Here is a 24,062-nt window from a genome sequence, read left to right as displayed (position 1 = left end):
GAGCGAACGCTAGTGAGTGAAGCGGCTCATCGGACGACCCCTGGAAAGGACGCTGACGGAACGGAAATCAACCTCTCACTTGCAAAGTTGCTTTTTCTGCCGTTAACATCATCTTTTTTCAACAAAAAGAACCTGCTTGCGCTAACTAGCACAAGCAGGTTTTTAATTATTCGATTGTTTGAGCGTTATCAATAATGCTTTGGGGAATATCGATTGTTTTTAGATGATTAAATTCAGTATACGTAACGACTGATTTTGTATTCATTAACAATTCGTCACCTTCTACGGCCATTTTTAAATCAAAATTCATATCCATTTTGTTCGTATCGAAAGTCTCTTTATCGATGTGCAGCACATAATTGATTTTTTCAATTGTTAGTTGATCCAGAGGGTTTTCTTCTAGACCCATATCTTGCATAGACTTATTAATTTCAGAATCGATAAGCTCTTTGAATTTATCGCCTTTTGCATCTAATGTAAGGACATATTCATCATCCGTTTGTTCAAATGTAAAGTCATTAATGAATTTCTTCAGTTGTTCTAGCTGTTCCTTCGCGTCAGCAGAAGCCGCCGTTTGATCTAAAATAGCATCAAAGTTCTCATCAGGAAGCTTTAACCAGCTGTCTGTCGTCATATCTTTCATAAATAGGCCAGCATCTTTTTTCATATACATTTCTATTGGCATGTCCATTGTTTCTTCGCCTTCACTCATCATATCTGGCATCGACATAGACCCTGATAAATGCATTGCAAGTGGGTCAACGATGATATCCATCTCCATTTTAGAGTCGATCGAAAACTCCATTGCCTCTTCACCAGATCCAACCTTTGTCACCTGTGTCATATCCATTTTTGCACTTGCACTTTTAATATCAGCCTGACGATCCACTGCTTTGTCATACACTTGTTCTAAAGTGAGTTTGCTTTTATTCGTTGTGTCTTTCGTAGGCGTAGCACTTGAATTACAAGCGGCAAGTGTCAACGCTAGTGTTCCGACTGCTAATACTTTAAAAATTTTCTTCATTACTTTCATCTCCTATTCTTGGTAAAAAACACTATCTACTACTATACGCACTAGAAAAGGAAAAGTTTCATAAATTGTTAGAAAAGAACTAATTTTTTATTAAAAAAACAACATTTTCCCTACTTCTTTTAGTGGTAAACGTGAAAATTATCAAATGAATAGGGATAAAACAAAAAAGCTGTCACGAACTTATCGTACAAAGACGATAAGTTGGGACAGCTTCTTATTTACACCGAGGCGTAATGGATCAATTATAACCCCAGATCATAGCAAATAATGTACCGATGATTGTCACAACACCTACGAATACTGAGTATAAAATCGTTGTATATAACGTTTTCTTATCTTCAGATTCACCGATGTGCATGAATAATACTAATTGTACAGTTGCTTGTGCAAGGGCAGTTACTAGTAAAATTCCAAATGCCATATTAAGAGACATATCGAATTTAACAACTGCTAAAGCTATAATTGTTAGTAATAGTGAGAAGCCGAAGCCCATCACATGTTGTTTTGGGAATAATTCCTTCATCAGCTAATCAGTCCTTTCAAGTAGACGAAGCTGAAGATGAAAATCCAAACAACGTCTAGGAAATGCCAGTACAATGAGAAGATAAACGCTTTGTTCGCTGTTTGCGGATTTAAACCACGTTTAGCTACTTGGATTAAAATAGCTACGCCCCAGAAGAAACCAAATGTTACGTGGGCACCATGCGTTCCAAGTAGAGTCATTAGTGACGATAAGAATGCGCTTGTTTGAATCGTCGCACCTTCGTGTACATAAGTGACAAATTCATCAATCTCAATAGCTAAGAAGCCAAGACCTAGTAAAAGAGTGATGATAAAGAATGTCATCATCGCTTTTTTACGACCGATACGCATTGCATGAACACCAAGACCAATTGTGAAACTACTTGTTAATAATAAGAATGTTTCCCATAGAACTGGAGTTAATTCGAAAATTTCGGCACCATTTGGTCCACTACCTGTACGTGTATGAAGTGTGAAATACACTGTAAATAATGTGGCAAATAACACGATTTCGGCGCCAAGGAAAATCCAAAAACCAAAGATTTTTAGACGGTTTTCCTCTGTACTATATTCTAATGGAAGTGAAGAATCGATTTTCATATTATTTATCACCTCTCAAGCTTTTCTCAGTTGCCATTACTTCCTCAACTGAAATGTAACGACCATGATCTTTTTCGAATGAACGATGGATCATGAAGCCAAATACACCAAGCATACTGATGATGGCTGGAATCCATAGATTGAATACAGCGAAGAATGCTGCAAGGAAGAAGAATCCACTCATCCAGAATGGTGTGCCTGTATTATTTGGCATGTGAATTTTTTCGATTGGACCTGCAGTAATATCGCGACCTTCTTTTTTGGCGAACCAAAACTCATCTAAGCGAGTAACAGTAGGCACTACGGCAAAGTTATATTCTGGTACTGGAGAATGAGTAGCCCACTCAAGTGTACGACCATCCCAAACATCTGCCTTTTCATTGCGAGGCATATGTTTCCAGCTGTAGTAAATGTTATAGACAATTAATGCAAAGCCGACTGCAAGTCCTAGCGCACCGACGAACGATAACATGTTCAATGGACCATAACCAGTAGACTCAGAATAAGTGTACATACGACGAGCATAACCATCTAAACCTAAAATGAATAGTGGGAAGAATGTTACGTTGAAGCTGATGGCAATGAACCAGAAACCAGCTTTCCCTAATTTTTCATTTAGACGGAAACCGAACATTTTTGGCCACCAGTAGTGGTAACCTGCAAGCACACCAAATACTGTACCTGGAATTAATACATAGTGGAAGTGGGCAACTAAGAACATCGTATTATGATATTGGTAGTCGGCACTTGCCATCGCGAGCATAACCCCTGTAACCCCACCAATAGTGAAGATAGGAATAAAGCCAAGTGCATAAAGCATCGGTGTTGTAAATTGAATTTTCCCGTGTCTCATTGTGAGTAGCCAGTTAAATATTTTAACACCAGTAGGAACTGCGATTGCCATTGTTGTAATAGAGAAAACACTGTTAACCATTACACCGTGACCCATTGTATAGAAGTGGTGAGCCCAAACTACGAATGATAGTAGGGAAATGACCACCATACTCATTACCATTGATTTGTAACCGTATAAGTTTTTACGTGCAAATGTTGCAATGATTTCTGAGAAAATACCGAAAGCAGGTAGGATAACGATATAAACTTCAGGATGTCCCCAAACCCAGAATAGGTTGGCCCAAAGCATATCCATACCACCGTCTTGCATCGCAAAGAATTTTGTGCCGAATTGACGGTCAAACATCATAAGTGCAAGCGCTACAGTTAATACTGGGAACGCGAATACGATAATAATGTTTGTAATTAAAATAGACCAAGAAAACATTGGCATTTTCATTAATGTCATACCAGGGGCACGCATTTTAATGATCGTCGTGATAAAGTTAACACCTGTCATTAAAGTACCAATACCTGATAATTGAAGTGCTAAAGAATAATAGTTATTCCCTACAGTCGGACTAAATTCCGTACTTGCAAGAGGGAAGTAGGCTGTCCAACCAGCGTCTGGTGAACCACCGATAATGAATGATAAGTTTAATAAACCAGCACCTGCTGCAAATAGCCAGAAGCTGACAGCATTTAAACGTGGGAAAGCAACGTCACGTGCACCGATTTGAAGTGGAATGACAATGTTCATTAACCCGATGACAAATGGCATCGCCATAAATAGAATCATTAATAAACCGTGTGTTGTGAAAATCTCATTATAGTGTTGTGCATCAAGAAGTCCGTTATCTGGAACGGCTGTTTGTGCACGCATTAATAGTGCATCGATACCACCGCGGAATAGCATTAATAAGGCTACTGCGATATACATAATCCCGATTTTTTTATGGTCAACAGTTGATAGCCAGTTTTTGTAGAAATAGCCCCATTTTTTGAAATAAGTAAGGCCAGCTACGATAACCACTGCACCAACTACGATACTAATAGCTGCCGCTAAAATCATCGGTTCTTGCATTGGATGGAATAATTCTTCCATACTCATTGGATGCGCTCCTTTCAAAATTAAAAATTAAGTCTCGATTCGTTCAAAGTTAAATTCAAATTAATGACCAGAATGTTCATTATTCATGTCTTCCTCAGACATATCCCCATGATCCATATCATCCATATTCATGTTTTTACCATGTTCCATTGGAGCTGGACTGAAGTCTAAGTGTGTAGATGAGAAGCTTTGGCGACCAACATGTTCTGCCTCTAGAAGCTCATCAAATTTTTCTTCTGTTAATGGTGCTTCTTTTGCTTTTACATCAGCAACCCATTTATCGAAGTCTTCTTGCGTCATAGACTGTGCTTCAAATTCCATTTCAGCAAAGCCACGTCCATTAAAGTTAGAGTTACGTCCCATAAATGAACCAACTTCATCTGCCGCAAGGTGAATTGTTGTTAACATATCACTCATGGCATACTTTTGACCTGCTAATTGAGGAATCCAGAAACTTGTAATTGGACCAAATGAGTAAAGTTTGAACTCGATTGGACGATCCACCGGAATGTTTACATAGTTGACTGTTTCAACACCTTCTTCAGGATAACTAAAGTGCCATTTCCAGTTTGATGATGATGCATAAATAACTAAAGGTTCCTTATCGTCATAACCTGCTGGTTGAGCTTCTACTGTAGATGTTGTTCTTACAGTCACAACAGCTAAGAATGCTACGATAATAATTGGAATTACTGTCCATGTAATTTCAAGAAGATGGCTTCCTTCTTCATGAGGAGGCTCATAATCAGCAGATGCTTTTGATGCACGATACTTTGTAAGCATAAAGGCTAAAAGCACATACACGACTAGTAATATAAAGGCCATTGTAATAATGGATAAGATAATTGTGTTTGATAATGTTTCAGCATTAGGTCCTTTTGGATTGAACACTGTTAATGGTTCACAACCAGCAAGAAGAGCAAGCGCACTCAATGCTACTAACATTAAACTTAATTTTTTCTTCATGTTTGACTCCTTTCTATAGAACGGCTATTCATAAAATTCATGTGTTTTTTTGTCAGTGTCACATTTACAAATAGTAGATACTGAGGTCACCTCTTTTATCTTGGCGTATCAATCAACAACATAAGAAATTACAATGGCATGGTTCAATATGAAACATAAAATCTAGTGTTGACTGATCTGATGCAAGCGTTAGCAAAATCAATGACTTGCGCAATCGTTTTAAATACGTACTTGCTTAACTACGATTGTCACAATCTCTCGTTGTTTGCACATTGGATTATACGCCCTGTTTTTAAGAAAAAACATAATTTTGTTATGAAAATGATAGTATAGCGGTGTTGAATTTGAACATTTTTTGAACAAAAATCGTTATTTTAGTATTGGTATTTATAGGTTTTAATCATTAAACACTGTGGAAACGTTGAAAATACTGCATTCCTGATGTTTACCTAAGTAAATAATTTATATTGTGAAAAATGGCATTTCACATTTTAGACGCTGTTTTGTAATAAAATCATTGCCATATCAGACGTAATGGGATTTTTTATTTGCCTTTTATTAAAAAAAGGAGTACACGTAATGACGTTTTATGGAAACAATAGGTTGAATTTTCAATGAAAGGAATGAGTGAAGAGGGAATAAATGGTGTGGATTATTAATTATGTTAATATAATAATCAATTTTCTTTAGAATCTAAATTTTTACTTTGTTTGTTTTATCTGAAAAGTAAAAAGCAAACTAAGAGCTGTCTTAGTTTGCTAGTATTTTAGAAAAAAATTATGTTATGAAGAATTAAGAGGAGTTAATCAGCATTTTTAAGATTGCTTGTCAATCACCAAGCTTCAACCATTTGGCTACTTGACCATAAATCGTATTTTGTAGTTGAGGAGCTTTATTATTCATTTTTAAAGAAAAATATAATGTTTTCATAAAGTTTAACGTACAAGTGCGTCCACTAAAGAAGAGCTCATTATAACCTTGTGCCATTAAATGCATTTCAAATTTATCAAAAGCCTGCTCAACAAATTCGATCAGTGCTTCCTCTGAGTAATGTTGAAGTAATAGCGCATCCACGATATTGATTAAACGTTCCTCTTCGTCATTAACAAAGACGGTTTCTTTCCAAGTGACAAGTTTTAATGCATGTAAGATGGATGGTGCATACTGTAAATCGAATTTTGGATGTTTTATTGTCGTTGCAGCTAAATCTGCACCATGTGCAATACTGTGTGCCCATCCTTTATCCTGAACAAATCCTCTCGTATCTTGCTCTAATAACAAATAGCGGCCAATTTTTTTAAAGAATAGTTGCAAGTCATCATCACTTAAAACGAGTAATTCAGCATCCTTTGCAAGAAGCCCTGCAACAAGTAATGCAGAAAACGAACGAGTAAAGACACTATCTGTTGCTTTTTCTCCAATATGTAAATATAAAAAATCATCACCCGTAACTGTTTCAAACAAATATTGAAGTTGTTGAGGGTTCAATAAATTATCACTTAGTAAATCAACAAAGGTACGATAAATGAGGTGGTCTCGTAATTCAGCATCAACTGAGCCAATATGCGCTAACATCTCCTGTAATAGCCAATCACTATGCTGCAACATAAATGCTTGGCGATCAGACAGTGTCATTGTAGAAAAAGATTGTAATGTTTCTTTAATATCCATGTTTAAGAAAGCCTCCATCATCATTTTTGTACTATTATTATAGCGCCATTTCATTTCGAAAGGATAAATTTGAAACCCCCATTAAATAAGAACTGTTAGAATGCTCTCTTTAAAACATAACTTTTACAATATTATTTCCAGAACCTATAGAAAGTTGTTATGATAGAAACGCAATAAAATGGTAAAACTTAAATGTGAATAAAAAAAGACATACCTATTTAAGTATGTCTTTGCTTAGTGTTGAAAAACAAAACTGTCAATTGAAAGGTAGAAATGGATTTCCGTTGCAGGCTACTTGCTTTCCTGTGGGCGAGCGCCGAATCGCTTCCTCCGCTACCGCTCCGTGCAGGGCTTCGCCTGTCTCGCTATCCCACGGGAGTCAAGTAGCCTTCCACTCCAACCCACTGACTTTTTAGCAAAGGTTTTCAAATAAAGGGAAGGTGCTCACTGCTCTTTATGAAGAGGTGTTGTCACGCATCACTTCTCCACATTGAAAATAAGAGTTTATCCCCTCTAAGAATACAGTTAATGGGCGATTTGATCGCTACGGCTAGTATGAAAAATAAGGAAAGACACTTTTGCAGAATGGTTGATTGGAGTGGAGCCAGCGTCACTCCTAGGGGGTTTAGCGTCACAGAGGAGACCCTGGAGCGAACGTAAGTGAGTGAAGCGGCTCATCGGACGCCCTCTGGAAAGGACGCTGGCGGAACGGAAATCAACCCCTCACCTTGCAAAATTGCTTTCTCTGCCGTTGACAACATCTTTTTTCAACAACATGAAAAGACATACTTATTTAAGTATGTCTTTGTCTAGCTAAATAATGACTGCTGATTTGATGCCAATTGGCCATTCGGTAAGCGTGTGTTGATTTGTCTTTAACTCGACAAGAATATTGGCGTTTTTGATTGCATCAATGAGCCATTCACAATAATGACGATTTGGTTCAGGATGTTGTAAAATTTGCTGCATATCTTTTTTATCAACATGTAACAGCTTGTAGTTGCATTCAATGTTTACTTTTTGAGGAATAATGGAAAGAGACTCGTTTTGATGACCAAGTGCAATAGAACCAGGAATACACCCTTGAATTCTTAAAATATAGGTGCTGGCTTCTTGTGTGTAGACGTCGATTTTGGTGCGTGTTAAAAGTTCAAATTCTATCGGCATATCTTGAAGAGGGCCGTTCGTTGTAGAAATTGAAATGACTTTAATCGATAATGCCTCGAATGCAGATGAGATACAATGATCAAATTCTGTAATTGTATCAAGTAATTGCATGGATTCCACTCCTTGTTAAGAACTTGATTTTCTTGATGCAGACAATAATGGGGAACGTCTGCGAATTGTGATAAATTTTAGACTATTCTAATTATAATACAATTTATTACAAAATATGAATGCAAAAGCAATGATTTTTTGTTAAAAACAAGAAACTTGTGGATTTTTTTAGTAAATAACAGAAATGAAAATTAGAATAATGAGGTGAGAAAAATGACAAAAAGAAAGCGTCATGTCATTAAACATGACAATATTGTTGTTTTTCCAGGCGCTGTCCAAACTTTAATACGTGAAGGGCATATGTTTGCTGAAAATTTTCAGTATGAAAAAGCGGTGGCAAGTTTTGAAAAGGCATTTGCATACGAAGCTGGAGATGAGTTTGCTCTTAGTGCCTATGCTTTTGCTTTGTATGAATTAAAGGACTATAGCAAGGCAAAAAATGTTTGTGAGCAATTATTTTCGGTGGGTACAACACTTTATGTAGAAGTCATGGAATTGTACATTACCGTATGCATGCAGTTAAAAGAATATCATCAAGTAGAGTCATTAATTACAACCCTACTTGAAGAAAATGTTTTGCCTCAGGATCAAATTGAAAAATTTGAGCGATTAAAAAATTTGAATAGTGAAGTGTCTAAGAATCTAGAAAAAAAAGAAAATGCACAACGTTTAATAGAGGAACAGGAGTATGATCTTGAGAAATTTTGTGCACTTACTCCAAATGAACAATCCATTCGCTTACATCGTCTTATGGATACAAATGTAAGACAATTAAAAGAGGCATTAAAAGCGATCATTGAATGTTCAACGGTTCATCCTTTTGTCCAGAGCTTAGCATTAATATTATTAGTGGAACAAGAAGTAGCTATTGATGTTACAATAGCCAAATTCAACCAAACAAAAACCGTTAATCCGACTGAGCTAGTATTGCCTAACCAGTTACCGCAGTATGGAGAAATAAAAAATATATTGGAAATGAAGCTAGAACAAGACCCATCTACGTTGGAAATGGTACAATATTTAATGGCAAAGCATGCCATTGTAACGTATCCTTTTGAATGGCAACCGTTCGAAGCAGATGATGTTGCCTATAGTTATATTGATTTTGTCTTAGCCATGCTAGGAAATGTACAAGAAATGGACTATGAAATCATCGACTTTTTACAAATGTTAGAAAAGCTAACAGAACTACATTAGGTATGAAATAAGTTGAAACTATACACATCTATGTTATACTAAAATGGTTGTCAAAATCGTAGTTACGAATGAATTGTCTAACATCTAAACTTGATTATTTATTTTGGAGGTATTTATACATGTCAGCAAAATGGGAAAAACAAGAAGGTAATATCGGTACTCTTACAATCGAAGTACCTGCTGCAGAAATCGATGCAGCAATGGACCAAGCGTTCAAAAAAGTTGTAAAACAAATTAACGTACCAGGTTTCCGTAAAGGTAAAATGCCTCGTAAAATGTTTGAACAACGTTTTGGTATCGAATCTCTATACCAAGATGCATTAGAAATCATCGTTCCTGAATCTTATGCAAAAGCAATTGATGAAGCTGGAATTATGCCAGTTGATTACCCAGAAATCGCTGGTACAGAAAACTTTGTACACGGCCAAGATTTCACATTCACTGCACAAGTAACAGTGAAACCAGAACCAAAGCTAGGTGACTACAAAGGTTTAGAAGTATCTAAACTGCCAGTAGAAGTAACGGATGAAGAAGTAGATGCTCAAATTCAAGATCAATTAGCTCGCAAAGCAGAACTTGAAATCAAAGAAGACGAAGCAATCGTAGAAGGTGATACAGCTGTGATCGACTTCGAAGGTTTCGTAGGTGAAGAAGCTTTTGAAGGTGGAAAAGGCGAAGACTATCCACTAGAAATCGGTTCAGGTTCATTCATTCCAGGTTTTGAAGAGCAACTTGTTGGTGTTAAAACTGGCGAATCTAAAGATGTTGTTGTGACATTCCCAGAAGAATACCATGCAGCTGAATTAGCTGGTAAAGAAGCTACTTTCAAAGTAACAGTGAAAGAAGTTAAAACAAAAGTTCTTCCTGAGTTAAATGATGAATTCGCAAAAGAATTAGATCCAGAAGTTGAAGGCGTTGAAGCTTTACGCGCTAAAATTAAAGAACAAACTGCAGCTCAAAAGGCAACAGAATCAGATGCTGCTCTTCGTGATGAACTAGTAGAGAAAGCTGCTGAAAATGCTGAGTTTGAAGTGCCAGCAGGTATGATTAACTCTGAAACTGATCGTATGTTACAAGAATTTGGTCAACGTTTACAAATGCAAGGTATGAACTTAGACCTTTACTACCAATTCTCTGGTCAATCAGAAGAAGACCTACGTGGTCAAATGAAAGAAGAAGCAGAAAGCCGTGTACGTGTTTCATTAACACTTGAAGCGATTGCTGAAGCTGAAAAAATTGAAGCATCTGAAGCTGATATTGAAGCAGAATTAGAAAAAATGGCTGCTCAATTCAACATGACAAATGATCAAATCACAAGTGCTTTAGGTGGTACAGCAGTACTTGAAAACGACATCAAAATCCAAAAAACAGTTGAATTTTTAGTAGAAAACGCTAAAATTACTGAATAAGATTTTGTGTAATTAGATAGCCTAAAAAAAACAAGGTACGGCATGAATCCGTGCCTTGTTTTATCACATAAACTCTTAAAAATCAGTCCCCTTAACGTTTAATTCACTTTATACTTCACTTATACATAGTATTGTTTTAGTTTTTATCTTCATTCAGCAGATGTTTTTGTATCCAAAGCATAACGTCAGGTACAAATGACGCCCATCTCACATAGATGGTGAACTGTATGCCTTTTTAACCTTTTTAGTGTGTGTTTAAACCACGACTGAATGAAGATAGAGCCTGCTGGCAGGTGTCAAGGATTTGGATTGATGTCCAGACGCTATTTGAGTCAAGGCGAAATTGATACGATGCTAAACTTAACTTCATTCAGAGAGGTCATAATAAATAAAATTTATTTTTTGAGTGATATATACCCTTGGTTGATGAATGTAGTAGATTTATAAATAGAGATCAGTAGTTTGTAGTGTGTCGGAAGTGAATAAATGTAACTTTATAGCAGTATAAGGTGGCGGAGTAAGCAGGTTTCGATAGCATGCTTCGTAAGGCAAATGAAGTAAAGTACATGACGATACGTTATAATCTATACATGCATAAATGCTGAGGCGTAAATGATGCAGACAATTTATTTGATAAAGGTTCAATAATCTTGTAAGATTGTTGCTTGAATAGGGGTGAAACATATTGTTCAAATTTAATGATGAAAAAGGCAATTTAAAATGCTCATTTTGTGGAAAGCCACAAGAACAAGTGCGTAAATTAGTTGCAGGTCCTGGTGTTTATATTTGTGATGAATGTATCGAGCTTTGTTCAGAGATCGTTGTAGAGGAACTAGGTGTAGAGGAGGAAATTGAATTCCAAGATATTCCGAAACCTAAAGAAATCTTAACGATTCTAGATGAGTATGTAATTGGACAAGAGCGTGCTAAAAAGGCATTGGCAGTCGCAGTTTACAATCACTATAAACGTATCAATACGAATAGTAAAATTGATGATATTGAATTAGCAAAATCGAACATTGTGTTAATCGGCCCAACTGGTAGCGGTAAAACTTTATTAGCTCAAACGTTAGCACGTATTTTAAATGTTCCATTCGCAATTGCGGATGCTACCTCCTTAACTGAAGCAGGTTATGTTGGTGAGGACGTTGAAAATATTTTATTAAAGTTAATCCAATCAGCTGATTATGATATCGAACGCGCTGAAAAAGGGATTATCTATATTGATGAAATTGACAAAGTTGCACGTAAGTCAGAGAATCCATCTATTACACGAGATGTTTCTGGTGAAGGTGTTCAGCAGGCACTCCTAAAGATTCTGGAAGGAACAGTTGCAAGCGTTCCACCGCAAGGAGGACGAAAACATCCTCATCAAGAATTTTTACAAATCGATACAACTAATATTCTTTTCATTGTGGGTGGTGCATTTGATGGCATTGAAACCATCATTAAACGACGTCAGGGTGAAAAAGTAATAGGATTCGGTTCAGATCCGAATATAGTAGATGTAGATGAAGGTTCTATTATGTCCAAGCTGATTCCTGAGGATTTATTGAAATTTGGTTTAATACCAGAGTTCATTGGTCGATTACCTGTACTTGCGAGTCTGGAGCAATTAAACGAAGCTGCACTAGTACAAATTTTAACAGAGCCGAAAAATGCACTAGCCAAGCAATATCAAAAAATGCTTGAATTAGATGGTGTTGAGCTTGAATTTGATGAAGGTGCTCTTGTGGAAATTGCTAAGGAAGCGATTGAACGTAAAACAGGTGCGCGTGGTCTTCGTTCAATTATTGAGTCAACAATGCTTGATGTAATGTACGAATTGCCTTCACGTGAAGACGTAAAAAAATGTATCATTACAGCAAAAACAATTACGGATAAAGAAAAACCGAAATTGCTTCTTGAAGATGGCACTGAACTCGATGAAGGTAGCGACACTAAAACTTCAGCATAATGAATAGACGTGGCTGTCTACCGTTGTGAGATAGAGAGTAATTAGCTGACTTCGATTGTGCAATGTTCGCACATATCGACAGTCAGCTTTTTATTCATTCCTACATAAAGCCAGCTGTAACTTGAAGAAATTTTTGGCTCGCTTCAATAACTAGTGTGAATCAACTTTTTAAACACATACTAGTAGCGCGGGATGTTAACATGAAAATTTTGACGGAGGTGAATGCCCGCATGGTGACAATACAAAAAACAACAAATGTACCATTATTGCCTTTGCGTGGACTTTTAGTATTCCCATCGATGGTGTTACATATTGATGTGGGTAGAAATCGTTCTGTAGCGGCGCTTGAGCAGGCAATGTTAGAGGACCAAATGATTTTATTGGTGACACAAAAAGAAATGCACGATGAACAGCCTGAAGAGCAAGATCTGTATTCAGTTGGTACAATTGCTTATGTCAAACAAATGCTAAAATTACCAAACGGCACGTTACGTATCCTTGTAGAAGGAGTTGCTCGTGCAACGTGGGAAAACTATCGTGCATTAGAGAAGTATACAGTTGTGGATATTGATATGAAAGAGGAGTCAACAGAAAAAGATGTAGAAACGCAAGCATTGATGCGTACATTGTTGACGTATTTTGAAAAATATGCAAAATCCTCCAATAAAATTACGACTGAGACGATCAATACTGTAACGGATATTGAAGAGCCTGGCCGTTTAGCAGATATTATTGCTTCTCATTTGCCATTTAAAATGGCCGACAAGCAAGAAGTATTGGAAATGCTTAGCGTTAAAAAACGACTAGATCATTTAATTATTCGCTTACATGATGAACAGGAAGTATTGGATCTAGAAAAGAAAATTAATTCCAAAGTAAAGCAATCAATGGAACGCACGCAAAAAGAATATTATTTACGTGAGCAAATGAAAGCTATCCAAACGGAGCTGGGCGATCGCGAAGGGAAAACTGGAGAAGTTGCGGAATTACGTAAGCGTATCGACGAAGCGGGTATGCCTGAATCAACAAAAGAAGCGGCACTGAAAGAATTAGATCGCTATGAAAAAATACCTGGAGCTAGTGCAGAGAGCGGTGTTATTCGCAATTATATTGATTGGCTTATCTCATTACCATGGACAACTGCTACAGAGGATCGCATGAATATTGCGCATGCTGAAAATATTTTAAACCGAGATCATGATGGATTAGAAAAAGTCAAAGAACGTGTTTTGGAATATTTAGCAGTACGTCAGCTGAAAAATTCACTGCGAGGACCTATTTTATGCTTAGCAGGACCTCCAGGAGTAGGTAAAACATCATTAGCTCGCTCCATTGCGGAAAGCTTAGATCGTAAGTTTATTCGTATTTCTTTAGGTGGTGTGCGGGATGAATCGGAAATTCGTGGTCATCGACGTACGTATGTTGGTGCAATGCCAGGACGTATTATTCAAGGAATGAAAAAAGCAGGTACCGTTAATCCAGTATTTTTATTAGATGAAATCGATAAAATGTCTAATGATTTTAGAGGTGACCCTGCAGCAGCCATGCTTGAAGTCTTAGATCCTGCACAAAACAATACATTTAGTGATCATTATATTGAGGAACCATATGATTTATCAAATGTGTTATTTATTGCCACTGCCAATGACTTAAGTAGTATCCCTGGACCATTATTAGATCGTATGGAAGTAATTTCTATTGCAGGTTATACTGAAATTGAAAAATCTCAAATTACGAAAAATCATCTGATACCAAAGCAGCTTAAAGAGCATGGTTTGAAAAAAACACAAGTAGTAATTAAAGATGAAGCTGTCACTGATATTATTCGTTATTATACACGGGAAGCAGGAGTTCGCGGTTTAGAACGACAAATCGCTACGCTTTGCCGTAAAATCGCCAAAATAATAGTATCTGGTGAGAAAAAACGAGTAACGGTTAACTCAAAATCGTTACAAGATTTACTGGGTAAACATCGTTTCCGTTATGGTCAGGCTGAAAAGGAAAATCAAGTAGGTGTAGCAACTGGACTTGCATATACAACAGTTGGTGGAGATACATTACAAATCGAAGTATCATTAACACCAGGTAAAGGGAAGTTACAACTTACTGGTAAGCTTGGTGAAGTAATGAAGGAATCTGCTCAAACAGCATTATCCTATGTTCGCACGAAGATGGAGCACCTCAATGTGGATGCCGAATTTTTTGATACACATGATATTCATATCCATGTGCCAGAGGGTGCTGTACCTAAAGATGGGCCATCAGCTGGTATTACAATGGCAACAGCTATCGTTTCTGCTATTTTACATCGCCCGATTCGCCGCGAAGTAGGTATGACAGGTGAAATTACCTTACGTGGCCGTGTATTACCTATCGGAGGCTTAAAAGAAAAAACACTAAGTGCTCACCGTGCAGGCTTAACGACGATTATTTGTCCAAAGGATAATGAACGTGATATAGAGGATATTCCTGACAGTGTACGCGAGCAACTAACATTTAAACTAGTGACATCGGCTGATGAAGTATTAGCCTATGCACTGGACGGAGGTTTTTAGAAAAATGAAAGTCCATAATGTCGAAATGGTCATTAGTGCGGTACGACCAGACCAATATCCAGAAGATGGACTGCCAGAATTTGCATTAGCTGGTCGTTCGAATGTAGGGAAGTCTTCCTTCATTAATCGAATGATCGGGCGTAAAGCTTTAGCACGTATTTCATCTAAGCCTGGTAAAACACAAACCCTTAACTTTTATAAAATTGAAGAGCAGTTATTTTTTGTGGATGTTCCGGGTTATGGCTATGCAAAGGTTTCTAAATCTGAGCGTGAGGCATGGGGAAAAATGATTGAGCGCTATTTTACAGGGCGCCAGGAGTTAAAAGCAGTCGTACAAATTATTGATTTGCGTCATCCTCCAACAGCTGATGATCGCATGATGTATGATTTTTTAAAGCATTACAATATTCCTTGCATTGTTATTGCGACGAAGGCAGATAAGATACCAAAAGGTAAATGGGATAAACATAAGAAAATTGTCAAAGAGACATTGGAGATGGAAAAAAGTGATCCACTTATTGTCTTCTCTTCCGAAACGGGTCTTGGCTTTGAGGAAGTTTGGAAAACAATCGAAAATAAAATGTAATAATAAACATCTATTGTGTCTAAGGCGTTAGGACAATAGATGTTTTTGTATTTTCAATAGGGGGATGTGTAGAAAATTAGGGAAAATACTTGATGATGAAACTATTTGTCCGATAAATTAGATAGGAGGTGGACTAAATGGATATCGCAGCTTTATCGATGGCAATGAATCAAGCAACACTAATGCAAAATGTATCTTTAGCTGTTACGAAACAGGCAATGGAGATGCAACAGCAAAATACAGAACAGTTAGTTGAAATGTTAGATGCTCCACATCCGACAGCCGGACATACAATTGATATTCAAGTATGAAGCAGGCAAGGTAGCTTGAAGTTAAAAGCTACCTCAACTTTTTTCATTAGAAATAAATTCAAAAAGGCCTAAAATGTAACTTTTCGAATAAGAAAAACTACCAATAATACGATATACTAATAATTAGTAAGGAGGCAGGTTTTTTGAAAAAATATTCATACATACTTATGATCGTGTTACTGATGATAGTAGGTTTTTCCTTTAACCAAACTGCTAAAGCAGCCCAATTAGTGACTGGGACCTTTGTCGATGTAACATTTTCAGAATATACAAAGCCAGATGGCACGATAGAAAAGCAGCTTAGTAAAATAACATTGGAAAATGATCGTGGACGAACAGTGACATTCAATATTAATAAAAACACGCGATTATATATTAATAATACGTCAACGACTATTGAGGGCTTTAAGATGGGAATGGAAGTCGAGGCTGAAATTTCTCTCAGAAGTGTTGTTGAACTTCGCGGTACCTCTAATACACCAACAGAAACAAATGTACCATCAACTGGAAGTAGCAACGGTAAAACGATGGCTGGTGTCGTAACGAGTATTGATCCAAATGGATTATTTATTATGGTCAAACCAGATGTTGGTGCAGAAACGACTTATTATTTAAACAAAGAAACCAATTATCAAAAAGGTTCTTCTGCAACGGATATTAGTGCATTATATGTTGGGGATCGAGTTAAATTAAGTTTTAAAAATAAAACCTCCTCAGTCCTATCAAAGGTAGCTATCAGTGAAACAGGTACACTAGTAGAAAACTTATATAAAGGTGAGATACAAGCGGTCAATCCGAATGCCAATAAGCTAACCGTGAAAAATCAACATGCTTTTGTTAACTGGCAATTTGGCTCACAAGCAACAAATGATCTTTCAACAATGCCTTTTACATCTAAAGTACCAATATATGTGGGGAATACGAAAGTCGAGAAAGGTCAGCTGAAAAATTATATAGGCAGCGAAGCATACTATGCGACCGTTAAACAATTCGGTAAGGAAGTAATCGAGAAAATCGTCGTATTGAAAAATAACGAACGAACATATTACGAACCCATGCTGTCTGTAGATACAGATTACCAACTACTGAAACTGAAAACAGCAGGTACCATGTACTTCCATAATGGAACTATTTTAATTCGAAATGGACGTTTAATTGAACCTACTGGTCTAATGGCATATGGTACTGCTTTTGTCGTGGCTGATGGTGCTACGCGCGACCATTATGCACAAGTTATACAAGTAACAAGTGATAGCTTCATGTCACCTAATTTAGCTGGCCATGAATTATATTATGGACGCTTATCTCAAGCTGATGGATATGTAATTGAAATTGACGATGCTATGAAGATTGAGTCAAATGTTTTCAAAAAAGCAGATCGTACGGTATTGTCGGTTAGTAATTCCACAAAAGCGATGGTAGATGATGGCAATAAAACCTATAGTGTCATGCCTGATATTGAACTTTACTTATCTGAGGGCGACTATGGATATTTCTATGTGAAGGAAGGCCATGTACAGGCTCTTCATATTTTAGACAATGCTAAACCTGTTGCGCCTCTAATGCTTGCAGGGAAGCTACAATCTGTGAAATCTACGTATCCTGCTGTGATTAATGTCAAGAGTGTTAGTCAATGGCAAAATGGTCGTTGGTATGAAGCAGGTGAGATGGTTAATATGAATATTGACCAAGCGACACTGATAAAAGCAGGTAAGGTGATTCAAGCTTCTGACTTACAGCCATCTGATCGTTTAGTAGTATTATCAGATCGATTTGTGAAAGCTCATTTTATTTTGGTAGATTAGCATAAATAATTAACTAAAAAAAATCTGCGAGTCTAATGCGAATAGTATTTGCAAAAGAGCGATGTTTCTTATCTAAAAAAGAGGAAGGTTACTTCGCATAAGCTATATTGTGCATACTTTCGCTAGACGAGCAGATTTTTTAGTAGTATTAGAACAAGCTTCATTCTGCACGCCATGCACAGTGAAAGAGAGGAAAAGTGAATGCAAAAAAAATTATCTAAAATTATGTTCATCGTTCTTGCTATTTTTTTGATTGGAACTACTATTCCGTTCAATGCATCAGCCGCTTCATTAGAAACAACGGGTGCTGTAAAAAACGAGTATACATATGAAGAAGCCGTGTTCCTGTCAGGGACACCTGTTATTTTTAAAGGGACAAGTAAAGATATTAAAATTGCACAAAAAGAATCAAAAGGTAAATTAACTGAAACGTATAGTATGAAGTTAACAGCAAGCAATGGTGCTACATTGACAAGAAATATTGCCTACGAATCAGATGTAGTAGATTATGCAGTTCTTGGTCAAAAAACATCTAATGGTGAAGTAAAGAAATACACTGAAAAAATTACAATTGGCGCCATTACGTATTCATTAGTCGATTATCAATTTTCACAAGGAACAGTTACTGATAATCGTGCAGCCTCAGATTATTACTCAGGAAATATTATTTCTAGGAAAACCTATGCTTTTGAAACAGGAAAAGGGAAAAATGCTGTTCAAAACACAGTAACAATTGAAACAGATAGTCGACATGCAGGCTATGAGAACTTCTGGGGTGCGACTGAAACTCAAATCACAGAGTCTGTTTATTCCTATAGTGATGGCAAGACAAGCCATGTGAAAAATCGTTTATCTACAAGTAAATCACGTGTCTTAAATTATGAAGAAAATCTCGGTAGCTTAGGGAGTTTTGAAGGGGGATATGCAGTCGTTAGTGAAAAGGATGTTATTTCTGAATATACATACGACTTATCTTCAGGGCAAAAAGGAACGCTAGATTTAGATACAGAGTACATGCCAACAATTGAGCGTCTCATTATTCCTAAATTCAGAGATTTAACAACCCATTACGCGAAAGAAGCAATTGAAAAACTTTATTCTCTAGGTATTTACTCGGATTCAAGTAATTTCTTCTCTCCTAATACGCCAATGAAACGTATTGATTTTACGACGGCTATTGGGAAAGCAGTTGACTTACGTGTGTTTGAAGAAAAGAAATCAAAAAAGACACCTACTACAAGTGTTTTTAAAGATTTGAAGCGTTCTATCAAAGATTACGGCTATATTGAATCAGCATTAAATAAAGGGATCATTAAAGGTGTATCAGCTGACTACTTTAAGCCAGATAATGCGATTACTCGAGCACAGGCTGCAACAATTTTTGTTCGTGCCTTAGGACTTGAAAATAGAGCACCCGATCCTGGCTACTTAACTAGATTTACAGATGATAAACAGATTCCGAATTATTCAAGAGATGGCATTTATATAGCGAATGAACTTGGCTTAATGATTGGTGATTCTGCTGGTCGCTTTAATCCAAATAAACCGCTAACTCGTGCGGAGGCATCAGTCGTTCTAGAACGATTCTTGAAATATTTGGAAGATGACTTAAAACAAAACTATCGTGATGACATATTGTTCTTTAACTAAAGAAAGGATGGAACAAAAATGACATATGTAAAAAAGGCATTGCTTGCTATGCTTTGCTTCATGTTACTACTGATGACAGCGACACCCACTGTCACTCAAGCAGCTACAACCATTAGAGATGTTCCAACAAATAGCAATAATTATAAAGCTATTTCCTGGGCGGTCGATAATGACCTGATGTCCTTAAATAGTGCAAGTAACTTTTTACCGAATGAGCAAGTGACAGATCGTGAGCTTGTCCTGATGTTTGCCAAGCTAGATCGTAACTATGCGTTATCTTATGTAGATAGTGTTGCTTATAATTTCTATAGCGATTTTTATTTACCATTTAACGGCACACATGTGAATACGAATCGAACAAAAGCCGTAACGCGCGGCCAATTTGCCCAAATTTATGCTGCTTTTAAAGGCTTAGATTTAGATGAGCCACAGGCAGTGCAATATTTATATTCAAATGATTTATCTACAAGTTCTACAGGCAAAAAGACATTTGCTAGCTTCAATCCATCTACAAAATTAACACGTGGTGATGTTGCTGAATTCTTATATCGTGCTGTTCAAAATAGCACTTTTGCAGTACAAGGATTAAAACGTAGTCCAGCGGGTCGTGATAATGATAGCATTACGTTACCTCCAGGTTTTATGGGATCTAGTAGTGCTGATTTTGAAGAACCGAAGGATAATTCAAATGATTTTACTGGACCGAACAATGTCAATAATGCACTGCAAAGTATTGTGGTGGAAAAACCTGATTTAATTGCAAATAATGTGGATACAACACTTGTTACGGTGTCTTTAAAGGCTTGTAATGGTGATCCTATCGCAGATGATAAATCCTATTCATTCCGCGTGAAGGCATCCTACGGAAATATTGTTGATACTTCAGGTGAAGCAGTTGATATTGTCCAATCGGATGGTTCAACTGTGTCCGCTATCGTTGTAGCACCAAAATTAACTAAATCGGTACGTGATACCATCACTTTTGAGCTAATTAATAATACAGACCCAGCAATGAAGTGTCTTGTTGGAGAGAAATTAAATGCAGAAGTGCGTTACGCACCACAGCCTGAATTGCGTATTGATTACCAAGTATACGACCCAGGAAATACGGATGATAATGGCAGCGTGATACCTGAATTTCCAAAAAGTGAAGATATCCCAGAGTTCTTTACGCAAAACCTAATTGATGTGTATAGCCCAGTTCCTTTTGACTTTGATGGGGATAGAAAGCTATTTAGTATTGGACAGCAAACAAATGTAACAGATGTTTTAGGAAATGTGCAAAACATCTATTTACGTTACGGTGGATCTGATCCTAAATATCCAGCATTAGGTTATGAAAATGCTATTCTACAATTTGAAAACTATGATATTTCTGTTCACTTATTTGAGGAACTTTTAAAGACGCGTTTCCAAAACTCTGTTACAACTAAAGATAATACAGCTATAACGGAAATCATGTATATGATTGCTGACGATGGTCGTCCTATTTATCGCGTTCAAGGCATTGATGATGATATTGCCTCACAGGTAGAAAACATTAATCCAGTCGGCGCTATTATTCAACTTATGAAAAAGATGCCAGACGAAAAGGATTTAACATTAGAGCATTATGATAGTGTTATGAAGATTTATACGATCTTCACAAACTTAAGTAACTATGACCGTACAGTATTATTAAAATATCAAGGCGGTAAATTACTTGGGCAAGTAGAGGCCTATAAAAAACGAGTAGAGGCATTAAAGGAAAGTGCCGATGCGGCATCAAGACCATCAGGAAAAGATCGTTATACAAAAGTGATGGTGACTTTAGTGCGCCCAGGTGGAGAGCCTATTACGGATTATCAAGGGACAGTCAAAATTAAGTATGATGGAGTGGAAAAAACAGCTTCATTCATTACGAACACTTCAGACCCATTGAATAATACAGGGAATCCAGGTACTGCCGTAGCCTACTTTGATTCAATTATTTATGGAAAATCTAAAGTGGAAGCAATACTTGTCAATCCAATAGACCCACGCTACGCAACATCCTTGAAGGGTTTAAAAGATAAAACAGTAACGAAAGACATTTTTGCTAATCCATACTTCAGTAAAAATTCTTGTTCTTTAGCAACAGAAATTGCCTATGTAGTGGATTATTCCTCTTCCATGAAGGCCGTTGATCCAACAAATTATCGTGGAAAGAAAATGATTGAACTAATCAATCAATTAAAGGCTAAAAATAACATAGTCATTGAAACGAATACAAAAGCAACGGTGCTTGGAGAAGGTACAACAGAAAATGTGCTAAAAAAAGATCTTTATAAAGCATCAAAAGAGAAGGGTGCAACTGATATTTTTGCAGGCATTGATATTGCTTTAACAAAATTCTCGAATGATTCGAAAACATCCAAAGCGATTGTCGTTGTATCTGATGGTAAAACAAGTAAATCAAAAATGACAAAAGTTATAAATGAAGCGAAAAAGCAAGGTGTCAAAGTATACACAGTAAGTATGGGCAAGAAATCACAAGTAAATGATGCCACTTTAATGCAACTATCTTCAGAAACGGGTGGAACGTATTTCCATGCAATTGATAATTTACAATTGCATCAAGTATTCCAGAAGTTAATTGATACAATTTTATGTAAAACGCCAGCTTCAAGTTGTATCAATCCAGAAGATTTATTTGAAGAAACGAGCGTTTCTCTACGAAAAGGCTATATTACAATGAGCGCACGAGTCGATGGTAACTGTCAAAATGTTGCCAAGATGAATGTACGTTTTAATTCGATCAGTGGAGATGTCCAATTTGATTTGCAAAAGCGTAGTGATCATGTTTATATGTTAACGAAAACCGTCCAAACTATGCAGGATTTTAAAGTGAATGATGAGATTGAGTTTATAGCATATGATAAAGATGGAAATATGATTGCATTAAAGACTGTCTCAATAACAAATTAATGAGAGAAAACTGCCTCCGATTGTGGGGCAGTTTTTTTAATTTGAAACAACACGTATAATTTGTTACACTTAGTTTATAATAATTCTAATGTAGATGACGAATTGCAGTTCTTCATGACATGTTCACAAATTAATGATGAACTATTGTCGAACTGTGCTATAATGAGATTTGTGAATTAGAACGTGTGAGGTGTTATTCATGCATGCCATCGTAGTAGGCTTGAATTATAAAACAGCGCCTGTTGAAATACGTGAGAAGTTATCATTCATTGAGAGTGAACTGCCACAAGCAATGGAAGCGCTGCAAAAGCAAAAAAGTATATTAGAGAACGTAATTGTTTCGACATGTAATCGTACAGAAATATATGCTGTTGTGGATCAATTGCATACTGGACGTCATTTTGTGAAACAATTTTTAGCCAACTGGTTTGATTTGCCTGTGGAGACATTTTCTTCGTATTTAACAATTCGTGAAGAAGATGAGGCAATCGAACATTTATTTAAAGTGACAGCTGGAATCGATTCAATGGTTCTAGGTGAAACACAAATTTTAGGGCAAGTAAAAAAAAGCTTTTTAAGTGGACAAGAGATTGGCACAACAGGAACGGTATACAATCAACTATTTAAACAAGCAGTAACATTTGCAAAGCGTGCACATAATGAAACAGCGATCGGTGAAAATGCGGTATCCGTTTCCTATGCTGCCGTAGAATTAGCAAAGAAAATTTTTGGCTCATTACAACGCAAGCATGTAGCTATTTTAGGTGCAGGAAAAATGGGGGAACTTGCGATTGAGAACCTTTATGGTAGTGGCGTAGGGAAAGTTACTGTCATTAACCGTACATTTGAAAAAGCAGAAAGCTTAGCGGCTAAATTCCATGGTGAAGCTAAATCAATGAAGGAATTACAATGTTCATTGTTAGAAGCGGATATTTTAATTACTTCAACAGGTGCAACAGATTATGTTATTGATTACGAGCTGATGCAATTTGTGGAACGTTTACGTAAAGGAAAACCATTATTTATGGTAGATATTGCGGTTCCTCGTGATATTGATCCACGAGTTGGCGACCTACCAAATGTTTTCCTCTATGATATCGATGATTTACAAGGTATTGTCGAGGCGAATTTAGCAGAGCGTGAACGTGCTGCTGCTGATATTACCGATATGATTGGCAAAGAAGTTGTGCAATTTAAAGACTGGGTAGCAACGCTTGGGGTAGTTCCAGTCATTTCAGCATTACGTAAAAAAGCGAGTCGTATTCAAGAAGAGACAATGATGAGTATCGAAAATAAAATGCCAGATTTAACGGAACGTGAACGTAAAATTTTAAGCAAACATACAAAATCTATTATCAATCAATTGTTAAAAGAGCCAATCTTACAAGCTAAGGAAATGGCTAATTCTCCAAAAGCAAATGAACAGTTACGTTTATTCCAACAAATTTTTGGTATAGAGGATGCTGTGGAAGTTGAAGTTCATGAGATGACAAAGCAAGAGCTTGAGCGCAAAGAACGCTCACAGGTATCTCAGACTTCTACTGAGCCAAAGTACTCTTTCTAAAATATCTATTGCGCTTGCGTAGACAAATGTGGTTGTACATGAGTATTATGCGCAATTGGATTTTCTA

At 36.8% G+C, this 24,062-nt stretch carries 17 protein-coding genes; 10 read left to right on the top strand and 7 right to left on the bottom strand.

From position 1 onward, the window contains the following. Positions 1 to 166 precede the first annotated feature (166 nt). The 7 genes from MHB65_RS16940 to MHB65_RS16910 form a co-directional block, all read right to left on the bottom strand. Entirely contained in the window at positions 167 to 1,024 is an 858-nt protein-coding gene (locus MHB65_RS16940) for a DUF6612 family protein (protein WP_342441106.1), read from the bottom strand. 247 nt (positions 1,025 to 1,271) lie between these two features. Then, entirely contained in the window at positions 1,272 to 1,556 is a 285-nt protein-coding gene (gene qoxD, locus MHB65_RS16935) for a cytochrome aa3 quinol oxidase subunit IV (protein ID WP_205444710.1), read from the bottom strand. Next, the gene (qoxC, locus tag MHB65_RS16930; protein WP_004226587.1) at positions 1,556 to 2,155 is read right to left on the bottom strand and encodes a cytochrome aa3 quinol oxidase subunit III; all 600 of its coding nucleotides are present in this window, start codon (positions 2,153 to 2,155) and stop codon (positions 1,556 to 1,558) included. Before qoxC ends, qoxD begins: the two co-directional genes overlap by 1 nt. Position 2,156: 1 nt before the next feature. After that, positions 2,157 to 4,100, bottom strand: a complete 1,944-nt coding sequence (qoxB, locus tag MHB65_RS16925) for a cytochrome aa3 quinol oxidase subunit I (protein WP_205444708.1) — start codon at positions 4,098 to 4,100, stop codon at positions 2,157 to 2,159. 60 nt (positions 4,101 to 4,160) lie between these two features. After that, complete coding sequence (gene qoxA, locus MHB65_RS16920; protein WP_342441105.1) at positions 4,161 to 5,066, bottom strand: cytochrome aa3 quinol oxidase subunit II; 906 nt, start codon at positions 5,064 to 5,066, stop codon at positions 4,161 to 4,163. A gap of 828 nt (positions 5,067 to 5,894) precedes the next feature. Further along, entirely contained in the window at positions 5,895 to 6,737 is an 843-nt protein-coding gene (locus MHB65_RS16915) for a DUF2785 domain-containing protein (RefSeq protein ID WP_342441104.1), read from the bottom strand. 813 nt (positions 6,738 to 7,550) lie between these two features. Next, positions 7,551 to 8,015, bottom strand: coding sequence for a hypothetical protein (locus MHB65_RS16910; RefSeq protein ID WP_205444703.1), 465 nt, complete (start codon positions 8,013 to 8,015; stop codon positions 7,551 to 7,553). A gap of 213 nt (positions 8,016 to 8,228) precedes the next feature. Here MHB65_RS16910 and MHB65_RS16905 point away from each other — a divergent pair, with 213 nt between their 5' ends. The 10 genes from MHB65_RS16905 to hemA all read left to right on the top strand — a co-directional run bounded on the left by MHB65_RS16905 (position 8,229) and on the right by hemA (position 23,995). Next, positions 8,229 to 9,212, top strand: a complete 984-nt coding sequence (locus tag MHB65_RS16905; protein WP_205444702.1) for a CDC27 family protein — start codon at positions 8,229 to 8,231, stop codon at positions 9,210 to 9,212. A 119-nt stretch (positions 9,213 to 9,331) separates the two neighbouring features. Then, positions 9,332 to 10,621 carry a trigger factor gene (gene tig / locus MHB65_RS16900; protein ID WP_205444700.1) on the top strand — a complete coding sequence of 430 codons (1,290 nt, stop codon included), beginning with the start codon at positions 9,332 to 9,334 and terminating at the stop codon, positions 10,619 to 10,621. Between the two features lie 685 nt (positions 10,622 to 11,306). Next, entirely contained in the window at positions 11,307 to 12,578 is a 1,272-nt protein-coding gene (gene clpX, locus MHB65_RS16895) for an ATP-dependent protease ATP-binding subunit ClpX (protein ID WP_205444698.1), read from the top strand. Between the two features lie 230 nt (positions 12,579 to 12,808). Then, the gene (gene lon / locus MHB65_RS16890) at positions 12,809 to 15,133 is read left to right on the top strand and encodes an endopeptidase La (protein WP_342443761.1); all 2,325 of its coding nucleotides are present in this window, start codon (positions 12,809 to 12,811) and stop codon (positions 15,131 to 15,133) included. Between the two features lie 4 nt (positions 15,134 to 15,137). Then, positions 15,138 to 15,719 (top strand): ribosome biogenesis GTP-binding protein YihA/YsxC, encoded by a 582-nt coding sequence (gene yihA / locus MHB65_RS16885; protein WP_205444696.1) that lies wholly within the window; start codon positions 15,138 to 15,140, stop codon positions 15,717 to 15,719. A 137-nt stretch (positions 15,720 to 15,856) separates the two neighbouring features. Continuing rightward, the gene (locus MHB65_RS16880; RefSeq protein ID WP_081011007.1) at positions 15,857 to 16,030 is read left to right on the top strand and encodes a YjfB family protein; all 174 of its coding nucleotides are present in this window, start codon (positions 15,857 to 15,859) and stop codon (positions 16,028 to 16,030) included. A gap of 143 nt (positions 16,031 to 16,173) precedes the next feature. Further along, positions 16,174 to 17,835 (top strand): hypothetical protein, encoded by a 1,662-nt coding sequence (locus MHB65_RS16875; RefSeq protein ID WP_205444695.1) that lies wholly within the window; start codon positions 16,174 to 16,176, stop codon positions 17,833 to 17,835. Positions 17,836 to 18,036: 201 nt separating this feature from the next. Further along, entirely contained in the window at positions 18,037 to 19,485 is a 1,449-nt protein-coding gene (locus MHB65_RS16870) for an S-layer homology domain-containing protein (RefSeq protein ID WP_342441103.1), read from the top strand. A gap of 18 nt (positions 19,486 to 19,503) precedes the next feature. Then, entirely contained in the window at positions 19,504 to 22,431 is a 2,928-nt protein-coding gene (locus MHB65_RS16865; protein ID WP_342441102.1) for a VWA domain-containing protein, read from the top strand. A gap of 199 nt (positions 22,432 to 22,630) precedes the next feature. After that, the gene (gene hemA / locus MHB65_RS16860) at positions 22,631 to 23,995 is read left to right on the top strand and encodes a glutamyl-tRNA reductase (protein WP_205444690.1); all 1,365 of its coding nucleotides are present in this window, start codon (positions 22,631 to 22,633) and stop codon (positions 23,993 to 23,995) included. Positions 23,996 to 24,062: the final 67 nt, after the last annotated feature.

This window comes from Lysinibacillus sp. FSL K6-0075 (assembly GCF_038592945.1).
Classification (GTDB): Bacteria; Bacillota; Bacilli; order Bacillales_A; family Planococcaceae; genus Lysinibacillus; species Lysinibacillus fusiformis_F.
The sequence above is the reverse complement of the archived record's forward strand: the minus strand, read 5'-3'. Positions and strand labels throughout refer to the sequence as shown.

Excerpts from the sequence above, each read along its gene's own strand:
- qoxB (WP_205444708.1), bottom strand. The coding sequence starts at position 4,100 with ATGAGTATGGAAGAATTATTCCATCCAATGCAAGAACCGATGATTTTA.
- MHB65_RS16915 (WP_342441104.1), bottom strand. The coding sequence starts at position 6,737 with ATGGATATTAAAGAAACATTACAATCTTTTTCTACAATGACACTGTCT.
- qoxA (WP_342441105.1), bottom strand. The coding sequence starts at position 5,066 with ATGAAGAAAAAATTAAGTTTAATGTTAGTAGCATTGAGTGCGCTTGCT.
- MHB65_RS16865 (WP_342441102.1), top strand. The coding sequence starts at position 19,504 with ATGACATATGTAAAAAAGGCATTGCTTGCTATGCTTTGCTTCATGTTA.
- MHB65_RS16880 (WP_081011007.1), top strand. The coding sequence starts at position 15,857 with ATGGATATCGCAGCTTTATCGATGGCAATGAATCAAGCAACACTAATG.
- hemA (WP_205444690.1), top strand. The coding sequence starts at position 22,631 with ATGCATGCCATCGTAGTAGGCTTGAATTATAAAACAGCGCCTGTTGAA.
- MHB65_RS16870 (WP_342441103.1), top strand. The coding sequence starts at position 18,037 with ATGCAAAAAAAATTATCTAAAATTATGTTCATCGTTCTTGCTATTTTT.
- tig (WP_205444700.1), top strand. The coding sequence starts at position 9,332 with ATGTCAGCAAAATGGGAAAAACAAGAAGGTAATATCGGTACTCTTACA.
- MHB65_RS16940 (WP_342441106.1), bottom strand. The coding sequence starts at position 1,024 with ATGAAGAAAATTTTTAAAGTATTAGCAGTCGGAACACTAGCGTTGACA.
- lon (WP_342443761.1), top strand. The coding sequence starts at position 12,809 with ATGGTGACAATACAAAAAACAACAAATGTACCATTATTGCCTTTGCGT.
- qoxD (WP_205444710.1), bottom strand. The coding sequence starts at position 1,556 with ATGAAGGAATTATTCCCAAAACAACATGTGATGGGCTTCGGCTTCTCA.
- MHB65_RS16905 (WP_205444702.1), top strand. The coding sequence starts at position 8,229 with ATGACAAAAAGAAAGCGTCATGTCATTAAACATGACAATATTGTTGTT.
- qoxC (WP_004226587.1), bottom strand. The coding sequence starts at position 2,155 with ATGAAAATCGATTCTTCACTTCCATTAGAATATAGTACAGAGGAAAAC.
- MHB65_RS16910 (WP_205444703.1), bottom strand. The coding sequence starts at position 8,015 with ATGCAATTACTTGATACAATTACAGAATTTGATCATTGTATCTCATCT.
- yihA (WP_205444696.1), top strand. The coding sequence starts at position 15,138 with ATGAAAGTCCATAATGTCGAAATGGTCATTAGTGCGGTACGACCAGAC.